Genomic DNA, 17315 nt, shown 5'->3' with positions numbered 1-17315 from the left:
GGGGGACGGCTCGCGGCTCGGCAAGCGAGCCGACGACTCGTCCGACAGGGCGTCGAAGCGGATGCGCTGCTTGCGGCGCATCTTGTCGAGGAAGACATTTGTAGTGATCCGGTGCAGCCACCCCTCGAAGTTGCCCGGCGAATAGGTCCCCAAGGACCGGAACACCCGGATGAACACATCGTGGGTGAGGTCTTCGGCGTCGTGCACATTGCCGGTGAGGCGGTAGGCCAGCCGGTAGACGCGCGCCGAATGCTCCTCGACGATCGCCTCCCAGGTCGGCGGCTGCCACGCGGCCGTCCCGGCGGCCTCGGTCAGCGTGTCGGTCATGTCTCCTCCATGGTCGGGTGAGCGCGCGCTCCCCCGTCGTCTGGTACTGATACGCGCGCGCTGTCTCTATCGTTCCCGACAAAGCTGGGATTCTGCTGTAAATCGGCCGTGGAGCGCCGCATTAGGCTGGGTAGCCATGAGTGCACCGCGCCTGGCTAGTTGGGCCTACGCCGAGGAGTTCGTCGCCGAGTCCCCGTTCGGTGAGCAAGCCCGTCACGCCGGAACCGAGTTCGGCGCCGTCCCGATCGGCACCGGCGGCGGCGCCGCCCTGCGGATGCTCGCCGCCGCGAGCGCGGCCAAGTCCGTGGTCGAGATCGGCACGGGCGCCGGCACCTCCGGCCTGTGGCTCCTTGCTGGTATGCCGCTCGACGGCGTCCTGACCACGATCGACTCCGCCCCGGAGCACTCCCGATCGGCCAAGGCGGCGTATGCCGCGGCCGGCGTCGCGCACCAGCGCACCCGGGTGATCACCGGGGCCGCGCTCGACGTGCTTCCGCGGATGACCGACGGCGCCTACGACTTGGTGTTCGTGGACGCCGACAAGGCGAGCTATCCCGCCTACGTGGAGCACGGCATACGACTGCTGCGCCGCGGCGGCATCTTGGCGCTGGACAACGTCCTGTGGCACGACAAGGTCGCCGATCCGGCGGCGCGCGATGCGACGACCGGGACCTTGCGCGACCTCGGCAAGAGCCTGCGTGACGATGAGCGGCTGATTACCAACCTGCTCCCGGTGGGCGACGGCCTGTTGGTGGCCGTCAAGCGCTGAGGCGCAGGTCGGGTCGGACGTCAGGCGGCCGGACTTCAGGCGACTGGGGTTCAGACGCCGGGAGTCAAGCCGCCGGCGTTTAGGCCGAGCCCGGCCCGGCCCCTCGGCGGAACTTCGCCGGGCCCTCGGCGATGGCGACGACCTCATACGCCTCGATGCTGATCGGCGCGCTCCCGAGCATCTCGGAGACTGGGGCGTGCGCGGCCTTTGCGGTGAAGTCGGCCTGGAAGGCGTCGCGTTCCTGGGCGGTGTCGAAGACGTAGGTTCCCTCGAACCACTCGCCGTCGCGCATGCGCCATACCTTGAAGGCGAGGCCGTCGAGGAACATGAACCGCGCCAGCGACGTGCCCACGACGTACTCGCGTAGGCGGCCAGACACATCTGACCGTGCTCCCGCTAACGACCAGCGCACGGCCAGCCCGAAACCGGCGTTCATGGGCTCCACTCCTTTGTCAGCCACCGCAAACTCAGGCACCGTAGCCCGTCCGCACCATGCTGACGATTACCGTATCGACCTCCGGAACGCCGCCTGTCCGACCTGACCAGCGCGACCCGAGCCGCGTCGGGGAATGACGAACGCCCCGGCTCCAGAAGGAGCCGGGGCGTCGTCGTGCTGAGGTTCAGCAGGTCACTTGAGACCTTCGCAGTTAGTGATGGCATCCCCGAGGGCCCGGATCTCATCCGGCGTCATCTCGACGACGAGGCGGCCACCGCCTTCGAGCGGCATGCGGAGCACGATGCCGCGGCCTTCCTTGGTCACTTCGAGAGGACCGTCGCCAGTCCTGGGCTTCATTGCCGCCATCCGCCAATTCCCTTCCTACGCCCTGGCGCGGGGTTGCCCGCGACACGGCTTGATACAGACGAGGAATCTGCTCCATCGCCACTTGTCCAATATTATCGCCCGTCCACGCGGTGAGAAGAAATTCACGACTCCGCCGATCCTCGATCGGCGTTGACCCGCGATCCCAGGAACGTCATTACGGCGGGCTCGCCCCCCAGGGCACGTAGGTGAGCAATGTCGCCGTCCACCAGAACATCCCGACGACCAGCGGCAGTGCCAGCATCAGCACCCGGCGGCGCCAGTGTCCGACGATCGGTCCACCCGTGGACGTCCGCATGGCGACACTCGCCACCAGAGCCGCCAACGGGAAGTCGAGGACGAGAAAGCGCCACATGCTGGTGATCGGCCGCACCACGGCGAAGAGGTAGAGCGGATAGGCATAGGCCCAGGCGCGCACCTCCAAAGGCAGCCACCGCCCGTGACGACCGGCGACGAGCACGACATACGCACCGAGGCAGCCCGCGACGAGGGCGATCCCAAAGACGCCGTGGAGGCCCCACGCCCAGGTGAGCCACTGGACGAACGGGCCCTTCTCGGGCCGCTGGCCCCAGACCGCCTGCACCTCATAGAAGGCGGTCGCCCGGCCGGTGCGCAGGCCGACCACGACCGGCCACGAGACGGCCGAGACGGCTACGGCCATACAGAGTGTGATCAGGCCCGCCCACTGACCTCGAAACTCCGTGCGCAGCCGACGCAGGTCACCGCCCATGCGGGCCACCAGGTGAACCAGCACGACGATGCCGACGGCCGGGGCCACCGCCCGGGTGAAGCCGAGCGGGATGACGACGGCGGCGGCCCACCAATAGCGACGGTCCATCACCAGCAAGATGGTGGCCGCGGTGAGCACGAGGGCGAGCGGCTCGCTGTAGGGCATCACCAAGATTCCGGTCGCGGGATAGAGGCACCACAAACAGGTCGCGAGCAGGGCGAGGCGATCGCGATGCGCCTGGGGCGCGGCGTGCACCGCCTTGCGGCTGATCGCCCAGATCAGAACCGCCCCGACCGCTCCCAGAACGAGATTCAGCGCCACGGCCGCGACGGTGAAGTCCAGCCCCAGGGCCATCAGCCCGCGCACGATCATCGGGAACAGCGGGAAGAACGCCCACGCGCTGTAGGTGATCTCGCCGGTGTCCCCATCGCGCGGCAGCGGCAGCGGGTAACCATCCACGGCGATCCGGCGATACCACTGGGCATCCCACAGCCGCAGGATGTCGCCGACCCCGGGATCGAGGTGACCGACCCCCGCGGGGGTTTGGAACCACGTCGCGGCCACCCACATGGCGAGGACCGCGAGGAGCCGGGTCGCGGCATACACAATGAGGATGGTGCGGATGGGGTGAGCCAGCGCCCGCCCGAAGAACTCGTTGCGACCTGCTCTCGTATGGAGCGCGCGCGCCCGAGCGGGCGCTGTCACGTCCTGATCCCGCTCACGCGGCCAGGAGTCGGTCGAGGGTCTGGGCGAACAGGCGACGCCCCGCCCAGGCACTGACAGGACCGGTCAAGAAGGGGACGGGGTCGAGCCGCGGCCCCAACTCTTCGGTCCAGCTGACCTGGGATCCACCGGTCGGCAGCGGCGTGACGCTCACGTCTGCCCACCCCTTCAACCATGCCCCGATCTTGACAATGCGGAAGCGGCCGGGCGAATCCAGGGTCGGCGGATCGAAGATCGTGACGATCATGTGATCGGCGAAGGCGACTCGGCCGACGCCGGTGATCCCGCTGAACTCCCAGCCGAGCCCGAGGGGCGCCGAGTCCGTCTGCATGCGGGTGAGCGGAATGGCGTCACCATGCGCCGCGAAATCGGTGAGTCGAGCCCAGGTCTGCGTGGCTGGAAGGCCCACGGTGCGCGTGACCGTGAAGGCAGTCACGCAATCACGTCGTCGGTCGCGGGCGGGTCGGGTTGGTCGGTGCTAGCGGACACGCGATGGGGATCGAGGTGACGGGATCCCGGCTCGGCCGCACCGGCACCGTGTTCGTATGCCGCGAGCCGCGCCTGGAGTTGGTCGAGAACCTCATCGACCTGGTCCATTCGATACCCGCGCAGCGCGGTATCGAAGTGCAGGTCATCGATATCGCGCGCCGTCGGCTCCGCGGGCAGCCTAACCAGGGGCTGGGTGTGCGTGGGCTCCGGCATCGGGTCGTACTGCGCCCGCCCGAGGATGAGCGCGGCGAAATAGGCGGCCACCAGGACCCCGACGACGAGGAAAAGGATCCAGATCATGACTGCGCCTCGGGGGTTCCGTGATGCTCGGCAGCGGGGGGCCCCCACCGGGATCCGGCCGCCGCAACGATGGCGACGGCCTCGTCCGGGTCATCGGTCAGGTGCAGCAGGTTCAGGTCTTCGGGGCTGATCGTGCCACTGGCCAGGGCCTGCTCGCGCAACCAGTCGAGCAGGCCGCTCCAGTAGTCCACGCCGATCAGCACGATCGGGAAGGAGGTGACCTTGCCGGTCTGTACGAGGGTGATCGCCTCGAAGAGCTCGTCCAGCGTGCCGAAGCCCCCGGGCAAGACGATGAAACCCTCGGCGTATTTGACGAACATCGTCTTGCGCACGAAGAAGTAGCGGAAGTTGATGCCGAGTTCGACGTACTCGTTGAGTCCGGTTTCGAAAGGCAACTCGATGCCGAGGCCGATGGACGTGCCGCCGGCCTCCACTGCTCCCTTATTGGCGGCCTCCATCAGACCCGGCCCGCCGCCGGTGATCACGCCATAGCCAGCGCGGGCGATGGCCGCACCAAGGCGCACCCCGATCTCGTAGGTCGGGTTGTCCCGTGGCGTGCGGGCGGAGCCGAAGACCGAGATCGCCGGACCGATCTCGGCCAACCCGCCGAATCCTTCGACGAACTCGCTTTGGATGCGCAGCACGCGCCAGGGGTCGGTGTGGACCCAGTCGGTCCGGCCGCGGTCGTCGAGCAACCGCTGATCGGTCGTGCTGCGCGGGACCTGGGCCCCGCGCAGGGTGAGCGGACCACGGTGGTAGACGTTTTCCGGGGAGCGCGGTTTCATCGAAGCCACCGGATCATCGCCTCCTCGCACGCGCCATACTGCGCCACCGGGCAGCGCTCGTCATCCATGTGCGCGAGGTTCGGATCCCCCGGTCCGAAGTTGACCGCCGGGACGCCCATCGCCGAGAACCGGGCTACGTCCGTCCAGCCTTGTTTGGCGGTCACCGGCACGCCCAGCGCGGCGATAAAGGCTTGTGCCGCCGGACGATTCAGACCCGGTCGAGCTCCGCCAGCGTTGTCGACAATGTCGATCTCGAAGCCGTCGAAGACCGACCGCACGTGCGCCGCCGCCTCGTCCTCGGACACCGATGGCGCGTAGCGGTAGTTCACCGTCACGACACACCGATCGGGGATGACATTGGTGGCGGTGCCCCCGCTGATAAGGACGGCGTTGAGCGCCTCGGGATACTCCAGCCCGTCGACCTCCTTGACCTCGGCGCGGTAGTCGGCCAGCCGGGTCAGGATCGGGGCGGCGTCGTGGATGGCGTTGTGTCCCTTCCACGGGCGCGCTGAGTGCGCCGCGATGCCCTTGGTCGTGATTTCGGCGCGCAGCGTCCCCTTGCAGCCCCCCTCGATGGCGCCATCGGTCGGCTCCAGCAGCACCGCGAAGTCGGCGTCTGTGATCAGCTCGGGCCGCTCGCGCTCGATGAGGCCCAGGCCGTTGTAGATGCTGTCGATCTCCTCGGCCTCATAAAAGACGAAGGTGAGGTCCCGCGTCGGGGCGGGTACGGCATACGCCAGACGAAGCATGACTGCGACCCCGCCCTTCATGTCGACGGTTCCCCGCCCACGCAGGATCTCGCCCTGCCCGCTCGGCTCCCGCACTGTTGGGAGGTTGGGCGGGTCCACCGTGAGCGGCACCGTGTCAATGTGCCCGGCGAGGACCACGCGCTCAGGCCGGTCGAGATTGGTGCGCGCAACGATGGTGTTGCCCAGCCTGACCACGTCGAGGTGCGCGAGCGGCCGCAGCGCGTCCTCGATCGCGTCGGCGAGCTCGCCTTCCTGCAGACTCACGGACGGCCGGTCGCACAGGTCGGCGGTCAGTGTCGCCGCGTCGCGGGCCAGGTCGAGGGGGTTCGGCATGGCGCCCACGATATCCGGGCCAGTTCACAGGTTCGGACATCGATTTCATAGCTTCACCACAGGTATCCCGCGCACCATCGAAGCAGTTGTTCACCCACCTCGCCTCGTCAGGAGCCATCGTGACCACCGACACCCCCACTCCCGAACCGACCGGCCGCCGCTCGCGGATCGGCACCAAGACGGCGCTGGGCGCGGCGGGCGCGGCGGCAGCGGTCGCTGCAGGTTTCGGCATCTCCGCCGCCGTGGCCGACACCCCGAGCCCCTCCGGGTCGGCGTCCGGGTCGTCCTCGGCAAGCCCGTCCGGGTCCGCCACTACGGCCCCTGGCATGAAGGGCGGCGGCATGAATGGCGGCGGCATGGGCATGCGCCACGGAGGGCCCGACGGCTTCGGCCGCGGACCCGGTCACGGACCAGGCATGGGCGGATTCGGTATGGGGCGCGGCCTCGACACCGCCGCCCTCGCCACGAAGCTCGGCGTCACCGAGGACAAGCTCACGGCGGCCCTGCAGAAGGTCGGGCAGAGCATGCGTGACCAAAGCATGTCCGACCAGGACGACAAGGCCGAGGATGGCACCCGGACCCCGCCCACCCAGGCCGAGATGGACGCGCGACAGCAGGCCTTCGCGGCGGCACTGGCCAAGGTGCTCGGCATCGACCAGGCCAAGGTGACGGCCGCCTTCGATGCCCTCCGCGCCGAGCGCGAGGCGGCGCGCAAGGCGGAGCTGTCCAGCCGCCTCGACGCAGCCGTCAAGGCCGGCAAGCTCACCGACGCCGACAAGCAGTCGATCCTCAAGGGCTTCGACGCCGGCGTTCTCGGCGGCCCGCAGCGCGACTGAGCCACGTTGCTGGAGATCGGAGCCAGCGCGGGGGCTCCCGTAGGGGCAGTCGAGGAGCGACGTCGAGCGAGGAACGAGCGAGCGGCGCGACGAAACTCCTGCCCCTACGGGAGCCCCCGCGCTGGGTCCGGGGTCGTCGGCCGTCCCGGCTCAAGTACGGGGATCTGGGGTCGTCGGTGCGCGCACATACGATGTCCGCATGACTAGCGCGACCGATACACGGATGGCGTGGGGGCACGGCCTGGCCACGGTGACGGATGCCGGGCAGGTGCTCGACACCTGGTTCCCGGCCCCGGCCTTGGGCGAGCCCGATGACGAGGCAACCCCGGCCGGCCTCGCCGCCCTGGTCGGCGCCGATGCGGAGCGCGGCGTGCGCACGGAGGCGGTCCTCGTGCGCATCGACCTCGACGCGGTGCCGGCGAGCACCTCCGACGCCTACCTTCGCTTGCATCTGCTCAGCCACCGCTTGGTCGAGCCGAACTCCATCAACCTCGACGGGATCTTCGGGCAGCTTCCCAATGTCGTATGGACGAGTGCCGGTCCGTGCGCGGTCGAGGGCTTCGAGGCCACGCGCCTGCGTCTGCGTCGGCGGGGGGCCGTCGCCGTCTACGGCATCGACAAATTTCCGCGGATGGTCGACTACGTCGTCCCGGCCGGGGTCCGGATCGGCGACGCCGACCGGGTGCGCCTCGGAGCACATCTCGCGGCCGGGACCACCGTCATGCACGAGGGCTTCGTCAACTTCAACGCCGGGACTCTCGGCACGTCCATGGTGGAGGGACGGATTAGCCAAGGCGTCGTGGTCGGTGACGGCTCCGACGTCGGGGGTGGCGCGTCCACGATGGGGACCCTTTCCGGCGGCGGGACCGAGCGCGTGCGGATCGGGCAGCGCTGCCTCCTTGGCGCCGAGTCCGGGCTCGGCATCGCCCTCGGCGACGACTGCGTCATCGAAGCCGGCCTGTACCTCACGGCCGGCACCAAGGTGACGCTCCCTGATGGCCAGGTGGTCAAGGCCCGGGAACTTTCGGGGGCGTCCAACCTGTTGTTCTTGCGTGACTCCGTCTCCGGCCGCGTCGAGGTGCGCCCCCGCGGCAAGGGGATCGACCTCAACGCCGCACTCCACGCGAACGACTGATTAGGTGGCGGCTCCACCCTCTCGCCCCCCGGGGCCGCCGGCACGCGTGCGGGACAAGAGGTTTCGGCGGCGGCGTGCCCTCGTGGCGGCGGCCCTCGCCGTGCTGCTGACCGGACTACTCGCGGTCGGCGTGGTCAGTTATCGCTGGTTCACCGGGCCGACGTGCCGCGCGGTCGCAGGCGGTCAGAGTTTTGCCTTCTCACCCGCGCAGACGCGCAATGCGGCAATCATCACCGCGATCGCGATGAAGCGGGGCCTGCCCGCGCGGGCGGCGACGATCGCGATCGCGACCGCCATCCAGGAGTCGGGGATGATCAATATCAGCCACGGCGACCGCGACTCGCTGGGGCTGTTCCAGCAGCGGCCATCGCAGGGTTGGGGCACGCCGGAGCAGATCCTCGACCCGGTCTACTCGACGAATGCGTTCTACGACGCCCTGATCAAGGTCGACAACTACACCGAAGGCGAAATCACCGCGGTCGCCCAGGCGGTTCAGCGCAGCGCCTACCCCGAGGCGTATGCCGATCACGAGGGTCAGGGGCGGGTCCTTGCCTCGACGTTGTCCGGCCACTCCCCCGCCGGCCTGGCCTGCCGACTCTCTCGAACCACCCGGACCCAGGCGACGTCGGCGGACATCACCGCCGCCCTCGTTGCCGAGATGGGGCAAACCGGGACGGCGGAGCGGGACGGGACCATCACGGTCCATACGTCCTCCACGCGCGCGGCGTGGGCTGTTGCCGAGTGGGCGGTGGCGAGCGCCGACGCGTTCGGGTTCGAACTCGTCACCGTGGCCAACCGCGAGTGGCGCCGCGGCGCGGGCCGGGGCGCCCTGGATTGGGGCACGACCGACGCCCCCTTCGACGGCACCACGGTCACGTTGACCCCCGCCTCCTGATTGGCCCCGGCCGCCTGATCCGACTCAGCGGGCCGGAGTCGGATGACTACGGGAGCGGATCAGCGCTTCAGCGCTGCGCGATCGGCACGAAATCGCGCGCACCCTCGCCGATGTAAATCTGGCGCGGGCGACCGATCTTGGTGGCCGGGTCCTCGATCATCTCGCGCCACTGGGCAATCCAGCCAGGCAGGCGGCCGAGGGCGAAGAGCACCGTGAACATCTTGGTCGGGAAGCCCATCGCCTTGTAGATCAGGCCCGTGTAGAAGTCCACATTCGGATAGAGCCTGCGCTCGACGAAGTAGTCGTCGGCCAAAGCGACCTCTTCGAGCTTCATCGCGATGTCGAGCAGCGGGTCGTCGGCGCCGAGCTTGCCGAGGATCTCGTCGGCGGTCTTCTTGATGATGGCGGCGCGCGGGTCGTAGTTCTTGTAGACGCGGTGACCGAAGCCCATCAGGCGCTGGTTGGTCTCCTTGTTCTTGATCTTGCGCATGAACTCGGCCGGGTCCTGACCGGTCTCGTGCAGGGTGGCGAGCATCTCCAGGACGGCCTGGTTAGCGCCGCCGTGCAGCGGACCGAACAACGCGTTGATGCCCGCGGACACCGATGCGAAGAGGTTGGCCTGCGAGGAGCCGACGAGCCGCACCGTTGAGGTCGAGCAGTTCTGCTCGTGGTCGGCGTGCAAGAGCAGCAGCAGGTCGAGGGCCTTGACCATCTCCGGGTCGACCTCGTAGGGCTCGGCCGGGAAGCCGAAGGTCATTCGCAGGAAGTTCTCGGGGATGGACAGGGAGTTGTCCGGGTAGAGGAACGGCTGGCCCATGCTCTTCTTATAGGCGTATGCCGCGATGGTCGGCAGCTTCGCCAGGAGCCGGATCGTCGAGATCTCGACCTCTTCGGGGTCGAACGGGTCGAGGCTGTCCTGATAGAAGGTCGACAGCGCCGAGACTGCGGACGACAGCACGGGCATCGGGTGAGCATCGCGCGGGAACCCGTTGAAGAACAGCTTCAGATCCTCGTGGAGGAGCGTGTGCCGGCGAAGCCGCGCGTCGAAGGCGTCGGCCTGCTCCTGGGTCGGCAACTCGCCATAGATCAACAGGTAGCTGACCTCAAGGAAGTTGGAGTGCTCGGCAAGTTGCTCGATCGGATATCCCCGGTAGCGCAGAATCCCCGTGTCGCCGTTGATGAACGTGATCTTGCTCGAGCACGAGGCCGTGTTGACGAAACCGGTGTCGAGCGTGACATCGCCAGTTTCCTTCAGCAGGGCCGAGATATCGAAGCCGTCCTCGCCCTCCGTCGCCGGAATCCGCTTGAGGAAGAGCTCCTTGCCCTCCGCAAGAAGCTTTGCACCCGCTACACCGTCGTCAGCCATATCGCGAAACTACCGCACCGACTTGGCCTGCGACGAGCCATGTCTCATGTGCGAAGCAGCGGAAACGCCAGCGGGATCGGCCAGACTGCCGCCATGCGCGTGCTCCATGACGGCCCGATCTTCTTGTCGTACGCCCAGTTCTCGATCGTTCAGCGCAGCGTCACCGCGCCGACTATCAAGGACGCCTTCGCCGGCAGCGGCAACGGCCTTTGCGGCGGCAGTTGACTCCCCCCAGGATGCGCCCCCGGCCCCCAACGCCCAACAACTCATCGATCAACACCGTGCCGATTCAGACGGATGGCACCGCGAGCACGACGCCGTCCTACGACCGGACATCGCGCGCGCCCTCGATCGGCTCGCCGTGGAGAAGCAAATTGCCGACCGTGTCCCCGGGCTCGCCGTGGGAGTCAGCCGCCGCGGCCACATGGTGTGGTTCGTGGGCATCGGCTCGGCCGATCTCAACCTGCCAACACGGCCACCCGATGCGGACACGCAGTTCGACATCGCCGGCATCACCTCGACCTTCGCGCCTCCCTGGATGCCCGAGCTTTGGGTGGGTTTCCGGCGCTTTGGGAGGGAAAGCCACTGTGGTTTTGCCTCCCAAAGCGCCGGAAACCCTCCCAAAGCTGCGGCGGGCGTGGTCGCCTCAACCCCGAAGGCGCGCCGCGGCGCCCGCGATCTGTTCGTCCGTCGCGGTGAGGGCGATGCGGACGTGCCGAGTGGACGCGGCCCCATAGAAGGAACCGGCGGCCGCAAGAATGCCGCGGTCGGCGAGGCGGCCGAGCGTGGTCCAGCAGTCCTCATCGGCCGTCACCCACAAATAGAGGCCCGCCTCGGACCCATCGATCCGCAAGCCGAACGCCTCGACCGCCGGCAGCAATATCTCGCGGCGTGCCCGATAGGTCGCCACCTGAGCCGCGACGTGCGTCTCATGCCCTAGCGCCGCGACTAGGGCGTGCTGCACCGGCGTCGGCATCATCATCCCGGCGTGCTTGCGCACCTCGGCGATCTGCGCGATCAGCGCCGGATCACCGGCGAGGAAGGCCGCGCGATAGCCCGCGAGATTGCTCTGCTTGCTCATGCTGTATGCCGCGAGCAGCCCCCTCACGTCGCCATCCGTCACGCGGGGGTCGAGCAAGGAGGGCGTGGTCGGCGGGTCGTCCGCAGGCCGGTCGGGGCGCCAGTCGAGCTCCGCATAGCACTCGTCGCTGGCCACGATGACGCCATGCTGGCGCGCCCAAGCGACCACCTTGCGCAGGTGCCCGACGCCGAGAACCTTGCCATCGGGATTGCCGGGGCTGTTGAGCCACAACAACTTTGGTCGCGTCGCGGAGGTCAACGGGCCGAGCGCGGTCAGTGAGGTGACCGGAACCGGTGTCGCGCCGGCGAGGCGAGCGCCCACGTCATACGTCGGATAGGCGACGGCGGGGTGGCCGACAAGATCACCCGGGCCGAGACCGAGGAAGGTCGGCAACCAGGCGACCAACTCTTTCGAGCCGACCGTCGGGATGACCCCGGCCGGGTCCAAGCCCGGCACTCCGCGACGCCGGGCGAACCAGTCGACGACCGCCTCGCGGAGGCTCGGCATACCGATCGTGAGGGGATAGCCCGGGGCGTCGGCGTGCGCACGCAACGCCTCCTGGACCACCGCTGGGGTCGGGTCGACGGGAGTGCCGACGGACAGGTCGATCAGGCCCCTGACATGGGAACTCGCCCGCGCCTTGAGCGGCACGAGCGAGTCCCAGGGGAAGTCGGGAAGTGAGCGCAGGCTCACTCGTTGTGCTCCTGCGGGGGGAGCGCCGCGATGAGCGGGTGGTCCTTGGCGATCATGCCCATCTTGGCGGCGCCGCCGGGGCTGCCGAGGTCGTCGAAGAACTCGACATTGGCCTTGTAGTAGTCCGCCCACTGCTCGGGCACGTCGTCCTCGTAGTAGATCGCCTCGACCGGGCAAACCGGCTCGCAGGCGCCGCAGTCGACGCACTCGTCGGGGTGGATGTAGAGGCTGCGCTCACCCTCGTAGATGCAGTCGACCGGACACTCCTCGATGCAGGCCTTGTCCTTGAGGTCCACACAGGGCTGCGCGATCACATACGTCATAGGCCCATATTAGGCACTTTCGACGACGGGGCAGGCAGCGATCCACGCTGCCGACCCGGCGTAGTCTCAGCCCGTGGCCACCACCCCCTCCGCCGTCTCCATCCCGACCGCCCTGGGCGAGATGCCCGCTCGCCTGTGGCAGTCGCCGGCTGGTCGGGGGCCAGGGATCGTTCTCTTCCAGGAGATCTTCGGGATCAGCCCCTATATCGAGCGGCGCGCCACCGACCTCGCCGCAGCCGGGTATGTCGTGCTGGCCCCGGAGTTCTACTGGCGACTCGGGGAGTCGGGGGTCGCCAACGGACCCGACATGCTGGCGCAGGGACTGGACCTGGTGCAGCGGCTCGACTGGGACGCGGCGGTCCGCGACGGCTTGGCGGCCCACGCGTGGCTGCGGGCGCGCCCGGAGGTCAGCGCGCGAATCGGCTATGTCGGCTTCTGCTTCGGTGGCGGCCTGGCCTTTGCCGTTGCGGCACAGGCGGATCCGAAGCCCGACGCGTTGGTGAGCTACTACGGCTCGGCGCTGCCGAATCTGCTCGACCTTGCACCCCAGGTGACGATGCCGTCGCTGCATCACTTCGGCGACCAGGACTCCTATATCGACCGAGAGACCGTCGAGCGGATCCGCGCCGCCGTGGCGGGGCCGCAGGTGGAGATCTACACCTACCCCGAGGCCGACCATGCCTTCGACAATTCCGACTTCCCGGCCTACCACCGCGAGGCCGCGACGATCGCTTGGGGCCTGACCCGGAAGTTCCTCGCCACGCACCTGCCCGCGTGACCCAATCGGCTGCGGTGCGCGCCACCGTCCGCTACCGCATCGAGCCCCCACCGCCGCCCGGGCAGCCCTCGCTCACCGATGCCGTGGGGACGGTGTTGGTCAACACCGCCGACGAAGTTGTCCTGCAGACGCGCCGGGGGGAACTGCGCATACCCCGAGATCGCATCGTCGCGACGCGCATCATCCCCAACGCCACGCCGCGGCGCGGTGTCGTCGGGAGCGAGGTCACCCCGCTGGAACTGTGGCGAGCCACGGCCGACGCGTGGCCCGCAATGGAGACCGGGCACCTCGGCGAGTGGCTGCTCCGCGCCTCCCGGGGTTTCACAGCACGCGGAAATTCCGTTGTCCCGGTAGGTAATCCAGGACTTCCCCTCCCGGACGCGATCGATGCCGTCGAGCAGTGGTATGCCGCGCGCGGCCTCCCGCCGAACCTCACCATCCCCGGGCCGGCCGGGTTCGACCCAACCCACGATCCGCTCGCCCGGCTCGCCGTCGCTCGGGGGTATGCCGCGTCCCAGCCCTCCCTCTTCCTCACCGGGGCGACGGCCACCATCGCGGCGCAACTCCGCGAGCCAGTAATCGTCGGATATGGGGGCGTCGGAGTTCGGGGCGTCGGATCTCGGGCGAAGATCACGACCGAGACGGAACTGACCGAGGCGTGGCTCGCGGCATACGGCGGCTATCGCACTCCCGATCCGGTGGCGGCGCGGGCGATCCTCACCGGCTCCCCCGCTCAGGTCTTCGCGACCGCCCAGATCGGTGGGCGGGTCGTGGGGATTGGCCGGCTGGGACTCGGCAGCCCGGGACCCGCGCGATGGGGCGGGATTGCCGCCATGTGGGTGGACCCGGCATACCGACGACAGGGGATCGCCGCCGCCCTCTTGAGCCGGCTGGTCTCGGAAGCCGCCGACCGCGACGCCGCCAACCTCCATCTCCAGGCGTGGCACAGCAATACGGCCGCGCTGGCGCTCTATCGTCACGCCGGCTTCCGGGTTCACCATGCCTACGTGAACGTCAGCAGGCCCACCTGAACCACGAGCCCGCCTGATCCGAGCCCGCCTGAACCACCCGGGCACTCAGCCGCAGATGACGAGGTCTTCGGGGATGTAGTGCGTCGTGAAGTAGGTCGTGTCGGTCACCTTGCCGGCCTTCTTGAAGACACGCCCGATGGTGACGTCGAATCCGTCGGAGGGTGACTGCGGGACACAGCCTTCCTTGTCGTCGTGGATCGTGCGCGGGGGGACGATGTTGACGCGTGGGCCCTTCGTCGCCTCGATGTCCCACGTCTTCTGGCCGTAGAACGTCACCGTGATCGAGTCCGAGTCGACACTCGCCTTGATGTAGATCCCGCCCTTGGTTGTGTTGGTGAACCTGTTGTCCACATCGGGCCAGGAGATCGTCGCCTCGCGGCCTTCGGGGTAGCGCGAGATGTAGAAGCTGTGCGGGTGGAACTCATCGATCTGCGCGCCGGAGAAGAACACAGCGTTGAAGAGGGTGGTGGAGACCTGCGAAATGCCGCCGCCGTAGTCCACCGTCAAGCGCCCGTCATAGATCACCGGCGCGCCGCGGTAACCCTTCTCCGGCGTGCGCTGGCCGAGCAAGCCGTTGAGCGAGAACTGCGCTCCGGGAGCGACATACGTCCCGTTGAGGGTGTTGGTCGCGAGGGTGATGTTGTGCGTGCGGTCAGGGTTGTAGGGGAAGTTCGTGGTGAAGGTCGAGATGACGCCCTCGGGGATCGTCGCCTTGGCCTGCGCCGTCGTGAACTTCGCGGGAGCTGGCTTGGACGTGACGTCCGCGGTGCGCTCCGGCGAGGTGATCGCCTTCTTGACCGCGGCGACCGCGGACGGGCCGTCGACGTCCAGGCCGTCGACGGCCGGGACGACCTCGAAGGTGCCATTCGGCGAGGTGACCGAGGCATCCTTGCCGCGCTTGAGGACGTCCGCGGCGAGCCCGGCCTTGCGCACGGCCGCCACGAGGAGCTTGTTGTCATAAGCGCCGACGGGGGCGCCGTCCTTGACCGGGAAGCTCACCGCCGCCACCAAGTCGGCTGCGGGGACGTCGAAGGACTGGCCGTCCACGGACAAGGTGATCGGCCCGGCGAGGACCTTGTCGGCCACGCCCGCCTTGACGGCGGCCACCTCCTCGTCGGTGACCTCGGGCGGGGTCACCGACGTGACGCCGGTGATCCGGGCGGAGCGCAGCCAGCCGTCGGCTACCGCGGAGGCCGTCTTCGGCACATCGACGGTGACGCCGTCGGCGGCGGGAGTGGTGACGACCTGCGCATCCGCGATCGCGATCGTCGCGTCCTTCGGTGCGACGTCGACAGAGCTCACTTGGCCGCGCAGCACGCCCGCGATGACGTCGGTCGGCGCGACGATCTCGGCGGTCCGGGTGACATTGCCGCGCAGTTTCGCGACGATATCGGCGGGGTTGAGCGAGAACCCGGTCAAGCCGTCGAGCGAGCCGGCATAGTCCACCTTCAGGCCCGCGGCGCTCGGGTTCAGCGCGATCCGCTTGTCCCCGAAGACAATCGGCACGGCCGCGGCCGCCTTGTCCGACAGCCCGGCACGCAACTTCGCCTCGGCGGCGGCCCGGTCGAGCCCGCCGACCTCCACCCCAGAGATCACTGTGTCCTTGGGGGTGGAACCGGCGGTGGTGGCGGCCAGCGCGGCATACGCACCGGCGGCGGCGACCATCAACCCCCCGGTGATCCACGGCCACCGTTGGCGCGACCGGCCGGCATTGCTCGACCCGGCGTCGCCCGAACGGCCAGCATTGTTCGACCGGCCAGCATTGCTCGACCGACCGGCGCCGCTCGGGCGAGCAGCGCTGACGGGAGCGGGGGTCGACCCCGGGTTGGTCGGTTCGGTCATGCCAAGCTCCCAAAACGGTGTCGGTAATAGACGAGGGCGTCGCCCGGCTCGTCGGCCAGGACGATGTCGTCGACCTGCGCGACGACGATGGAGTGATCACCCGCGGGATGCATCGCGACCACATGACAGTCCAAGGTGGCGAGGCTGCCGTCGAGCAGGACGGCCCCCGATGCGCCGCGGCGATGGGCGATCCCGTCGAGTTGCCCGACGATCGGGCGCCCCGGCGTGGCGAGCCAGTCGGCGTACGCGCGCTGGGCGGTGGTGAGCAGGCTGATGCCGAGCGCTCCGGATTCGCTCACAGCGTCGTGGAAGCGCGCCTCGATCTCGACACAGACCAGCACCAGCGGCGGGTCCAGCGACACAGAGCACAGCGCACTCGCCGTCATTGCGTGGTCATGCGAGCCCAGTCGGCTCGAAATGACGGCCACTCCCCCAGCCAGGCGGGCAAGTGCCAGCTTGAAGTCGCCCTCGCTGGTCATCGCCGCATCACCAACCCCGTGCGGGGGTTCATGGCCGCCCACGCCTCGCGGCCGGGCAGCCGCTGAGCGATGTCATTGGAGAGAGCGAACCAGCCGTCGAAGACCGTCACCTGGGTCGCGTGGGCGCGCAGCGCCGCCGTCTGCCGCGCCAGCCCGGCGACCGACTCGTGCACGACAACCTCGGCGAAGGTCTCCTGCGGATCCCCGTCGAGCACGGACGCGACGAACGGCTCCCCTTCTCCCGGTATGCCGAATCCCGGCTCCGAGACATTGCTCGCCACCCACGCGCGATCCTCGCGGGCCCAGCTCAGGGGGGTGAACACGGCATACAACCGAGGCGGCTGCGCCATCGTCGCGATGGCGGCGCAGGTGAGGCGGTGGGCCTGGATGTGGTCGGGGTGGTCGTAGCCGCCGTGGTTGTCGTAGGTGACGACGACGTCCGGGCGCACCGCGTCGATCACGTTGCGGACGGCCGCGATGGCCTCGCCCAGCTCGGCGTTGACGAACGCCTCCGGGCGCCGGGAGCTGGGCGCGCCAGCCATGCCCGAGTCGCGATAGCGGCGCGGCGGCTCGGCGTCGGCCCCCAGCACGTGCCCAATCGCCCCGAGGGCAGTCAGCGCCGCAGCGAGTTCCCCGGCCCGATAGTCGCCGAGGGCGTCGTCGTGATCGGCGTCGAGGTGCTGCAAGGCGGGCGGGATGACTTCGCCCTGCTCACCGAGCGTGCACGTGAGCACGTGCACGTCATGGCCGGCCTCGGCGAGGGCGCCAATGGATAACCCGGTGGCGATCGACTCGTCGTCAGGGTGGGCGTGGACCAGCAAAAAGCGCATC

General features: G+C 68.8%; 21 protein-coding genes. 7 read left to right on the top strand and 14 right to left on the bottom strand.

The genetic code is table 11. From position 1 onward, the window contains the following. Positions 1-327 (bottom strand): sigma-70 family RNA polymerase sigma factor (locus BN13_RS08420; protein ID WP_048546001.1); only part of this gene is annotated, 327 nt, incomplete at its 3' end. 136 nt (positions 328-463) lie between these two features. Between BN13_RS08420 and BN13_RS08415 the strand changes: the two genes are divergently transcribed. Further along, complete coding sequence (locus tag BN13_RS08415) at positions 464-1096, top strand: O-methyltransferase (RefSeq protein WP_048545998.1); 633 nt, start codon at positions 464-466, stop codon at positions 1094-1096. 79 nt (positions 1097-1175) lie between these two features. Here BN13_RS08415 and BN13_RS08410 read toward each other — a convergent pair whose 3' ends face one another. The 7 genes from BN13_RS08410 to dapE form a co-directional block, all read right to left on the bottom strand. Further along, the gene (locus tag BN13_RS08410; RefSeq protein ID WP_048545996.1) at positions 1176-1532 is read right to left on the bottom strand and encodes a hypothetical protein; all 357 of its coding nucleotides are present in this window, start codon (positions 1530-1532) and stop codon (positions 1176-1178) included. 192 nt (positions 1533-1724) lie between these two features. Further along, positions 1725-1898 (bottom strand): DUF3117 domain-containing protein, encoded by a 174-nt coding sequence (locus BN13_RS18615; RefSeq protein ID WP_084733644.1) that lies wholly within the window; start codon positions 1896-1898, stop codon positions 1725-1727. Positions 1899-2073: 175 nt separating this feature from the next. Continuing rightward, positions 2074-3351 carry a mannosyltransferase family protein gene (locus tag BN13_RS08405; protein ID WP_048545993.1) on the bottom strand — a complete coding sequence of 426 codons (1278 nt, stop codon included), beginning with the start codon at positions 3349-3351 and terminating at the stop codon, positions 2074-2076. 13 nt (positions 3352-3364) lie between these two features. Next, positions 3365-3805 carry an SRPBCC family protein gene (locus BN13_RS08400; protein WP_048545991.1) on the bottom strand — a complete coding sequence of 147 codons (441 nt, stop codon included), beginning with the start codon at positions 3803-3805 and terminating at the stop codon, positions 3365-3367. After that, the gene (locus BN13_RS08395; RefSeq protein ID WP_053079757.1) at positions 3802-4158 is read right to left on the bottom strand and encodes a DivIVA domain-containing protein; all 357 of its coding nucleotides are present in this window, start codon (positions 4156-4158) and stop codon (positions 3802-3804) included. The genes BN13_RS08400 and BN13_RS08395 overlap by 4 nt, the downstream gene beginning before the upstream one ends. Further along, a complete protein-coding gene (locus tag BN13_RS08390; protein WP_048545989.1) occupies positions 4155-4943 on the bottom strand; it encodes an LOG family protein in 789 nt (262 codons plus the stop codon). Before BN13_RS08390 ends, BN13_RS08395 begins: the two co-directional genes overlap by 4 nt. Continuing rightward, positions 4940-6025, bottom strand: coding sequence for a succinyl-diaminopimelate desuccinylase (gene dapE / locus BN13_RS08385; protein ID WP_048549011.1), 1086 nt, complete (start codon positions 6023-6025; stop codon positions 4940-4942). Before dapE ends, BN13_RS08390 begins: the two co-directional genes overlap by 4 nt. A 119-nt stretch (positions 6026-6144) precedes the next feature. Between dapE and BN13_RS08380 the strand changes: the two genes are divergently transcribed. From BN13_RS08380 to BN13_RS19990, 3 genes are all read left to right on the top strand, one after another. After that, the gene (locus BN13_RS08380) at positions 6145-6861 is read left to right on the top strand and encodes a hypothetical protein (RefSeq protein ID WP_157038507.1); all 717 of its coding nucleotides are present in this window, start codon (positions 6145-6147) and stop codon (positions 6859-6861) included. 199 nt (positions 6862-7060) lie between these two features. Next, complete coding sequence (gene dapD / locus BN13_RS08375; protein WP_048545986.1) at positions 7061-7996, top strand: 2,3,4,5-tetrahydropyridine-2,6-dicarboxylate N-succinyltransferase; 936 nt, start codon at positions 7061-7063, stop codon at positions 7994-7996. A gap of 82 nt (positions 7997-8078) precedes the next feature. Continuing rightward, a complete protein-coding gene (locus tag BN13_RS19990) occupies positions 8079-8891 on the top strand; it encodes a hypothetical protein (protein ID WP_201329068.1) in 813 nt (270 codons plus the stop codon). A 67-nt stretch (positions 8892-8958) separates the two neighbouring features. Here BN13_RS19990 and BN13_RS08365 read toward each other — a convergent pair whose 3' ends face one another. Further along, positions 8959-10257, bottom strand: coding sequence for a citrate synthase (locus BN13_RS08365; RefSeq protein ID WP_048545982.1), 1299 nt, complete (start codon positions 10255-10257; stop codon positions 8959-8961). Positions 10258-10350: 93 nt separating this feature from the next. On the opposite strand from BN13_RS08365, the gene BN13_RS20585 reads away from it, so the two are divergent. Continuing rightward, positions 10351-10482, top strand: coding sequence for a hypothetical protein (locus tag BN13_RS20585; protein ID WP_268806957.1), 132 nt, complete (start codon positions 10351-10353; stop codon positions 10480-10482). 421 nt (positions 10483-10903) lie between these two features. On the opposite strand, the gene dapC is transcribed toward BN13_RS20585, so the two are convergent. Together dapC and fdxA are read right to left on the bottom strand one after the other, a co-directional pair. After that, positions 10904-12031 carry a succinyldiaminopimelate transaminase gene (gene dapC / locus BN13_RS08360; RefSeq protein ID WP_048545979.1) on the bottom strand — a complete coding sequence of 376 codons (1128 nt, stop codon included), beginning with the start codon at positions 12029-12031 and terminating at the stop codon, positions 10904-10906. Next, on the bottom strand, positions 12028-12354 hold the full coding sequence (gene fdxA / locus BN13_RS08355; RefSeq protein WP_048545977.1) for a ferredoxin: 327 nt from the start codon (positions 12352-12354) through the stop codon (positions 12028-12030). The genes dapC and fdxA overlap by 4 nt, the downstream gene beginning before the upstream one ends. Before the next feature lie 73 nt (positions 12355-12427). Between fdxA and BN13_RS08350 the strand changes: the two genes are divergently transcribed. Both BN13_RS08350 and BN13_RS08345 read left to right on the top strand, forming a co-directional pair. Next, the gene (locus BN13_RS08350) at positions 12428-13132 is read left to right on the top strand and encodes a dienelactone hydrolase family protein (protein ID WP_235433990.1); all 705 of its coding nucleotides are present in this window, start codon (positions 12428-12430) and stop codon (positions 13130-13132) included. Between the two features lie 14 nt (positions 13133-13146). Continuing rightward, positions 13147-14163 carry a GNAT family N-acetyltransferase gene (locus tag BN13_RS08345; protein ID WP_235433989.1) on the top strand — a complete coding sequence of 339 codons (1017 nt, stop codon included), beginning with the start codon at positions 13147-13149 and terminating at the stop codon, positions 14161-14163. Positions 14164-14208: 45 nt separating this feature from the next. Here BN13_RS08345 and BN13_RS08340 read toward each other — a convergent pair whose 3' ends face one another. From BN13_RS08340 to mshB, 3 genes are read right to left on the bottom strand one after another with little or no spacing between them, the layout of a single operon-like run. Further along, the gene (locus BN13_RS08340; RefSeq protein ID WP_048545974.1) at positions 14209-16005 is read right to left on the bottom strand and encodes a VanW family protein; all 1797 of its coding nucleotides are present in this window, start codon (positions 16003-16005) and stop codon (positions 14209-14211) included. Continuing rightward, positions 16002-16484: a flavin reductase family protein gene (locus BN13_RS08335; protein WP_048545972.1), complete on the bottom strand. Its 483-nt coding sequence runs from the start codon at positions 16482-16484 to the stop codon at positions 16002-16004. Before BN13_RS08335 ends, BN13_RS08340 begins: the two co-directional genes overlap by 4 nt. After that, positions 16481-17314 carry an N-acetyl-1-D-myo-inositol-2-amino-2-deoxy-alpha-D-glucopyranoside deacetylase gene (gene mshB / locus BN13_RS08330; RefSeq protein ID WP_048545970.1) on the bottom strand — a complete coding sequence of 278 codons (834 nt, stop codon included), beginning with the start codon at positions 17312-17314 and terminating at the stop codon, positions 16481-16483. Before mshB ends, BN13_RS08335 begins: the two co-directional genes overlap by 4 nt. Position 17315 lies beyond the last annotated feature (1 nt).

It is taken from the genome of Nostocoides jenkinsii Ben 74, from assembly GCF_001046875.1.
GTDB classification, from domain to species: Bacteria; Actinomycetota; Actinomycetes; order Actinomycetales; family Dermatophilaceae; genus Nostocoides_A; species Nostocoides_A jenkinsii.
Note: the sequence above shows the minus strand (reverse complement) of the source record. Positions and strands in the feature narration are given on the sequence as shown.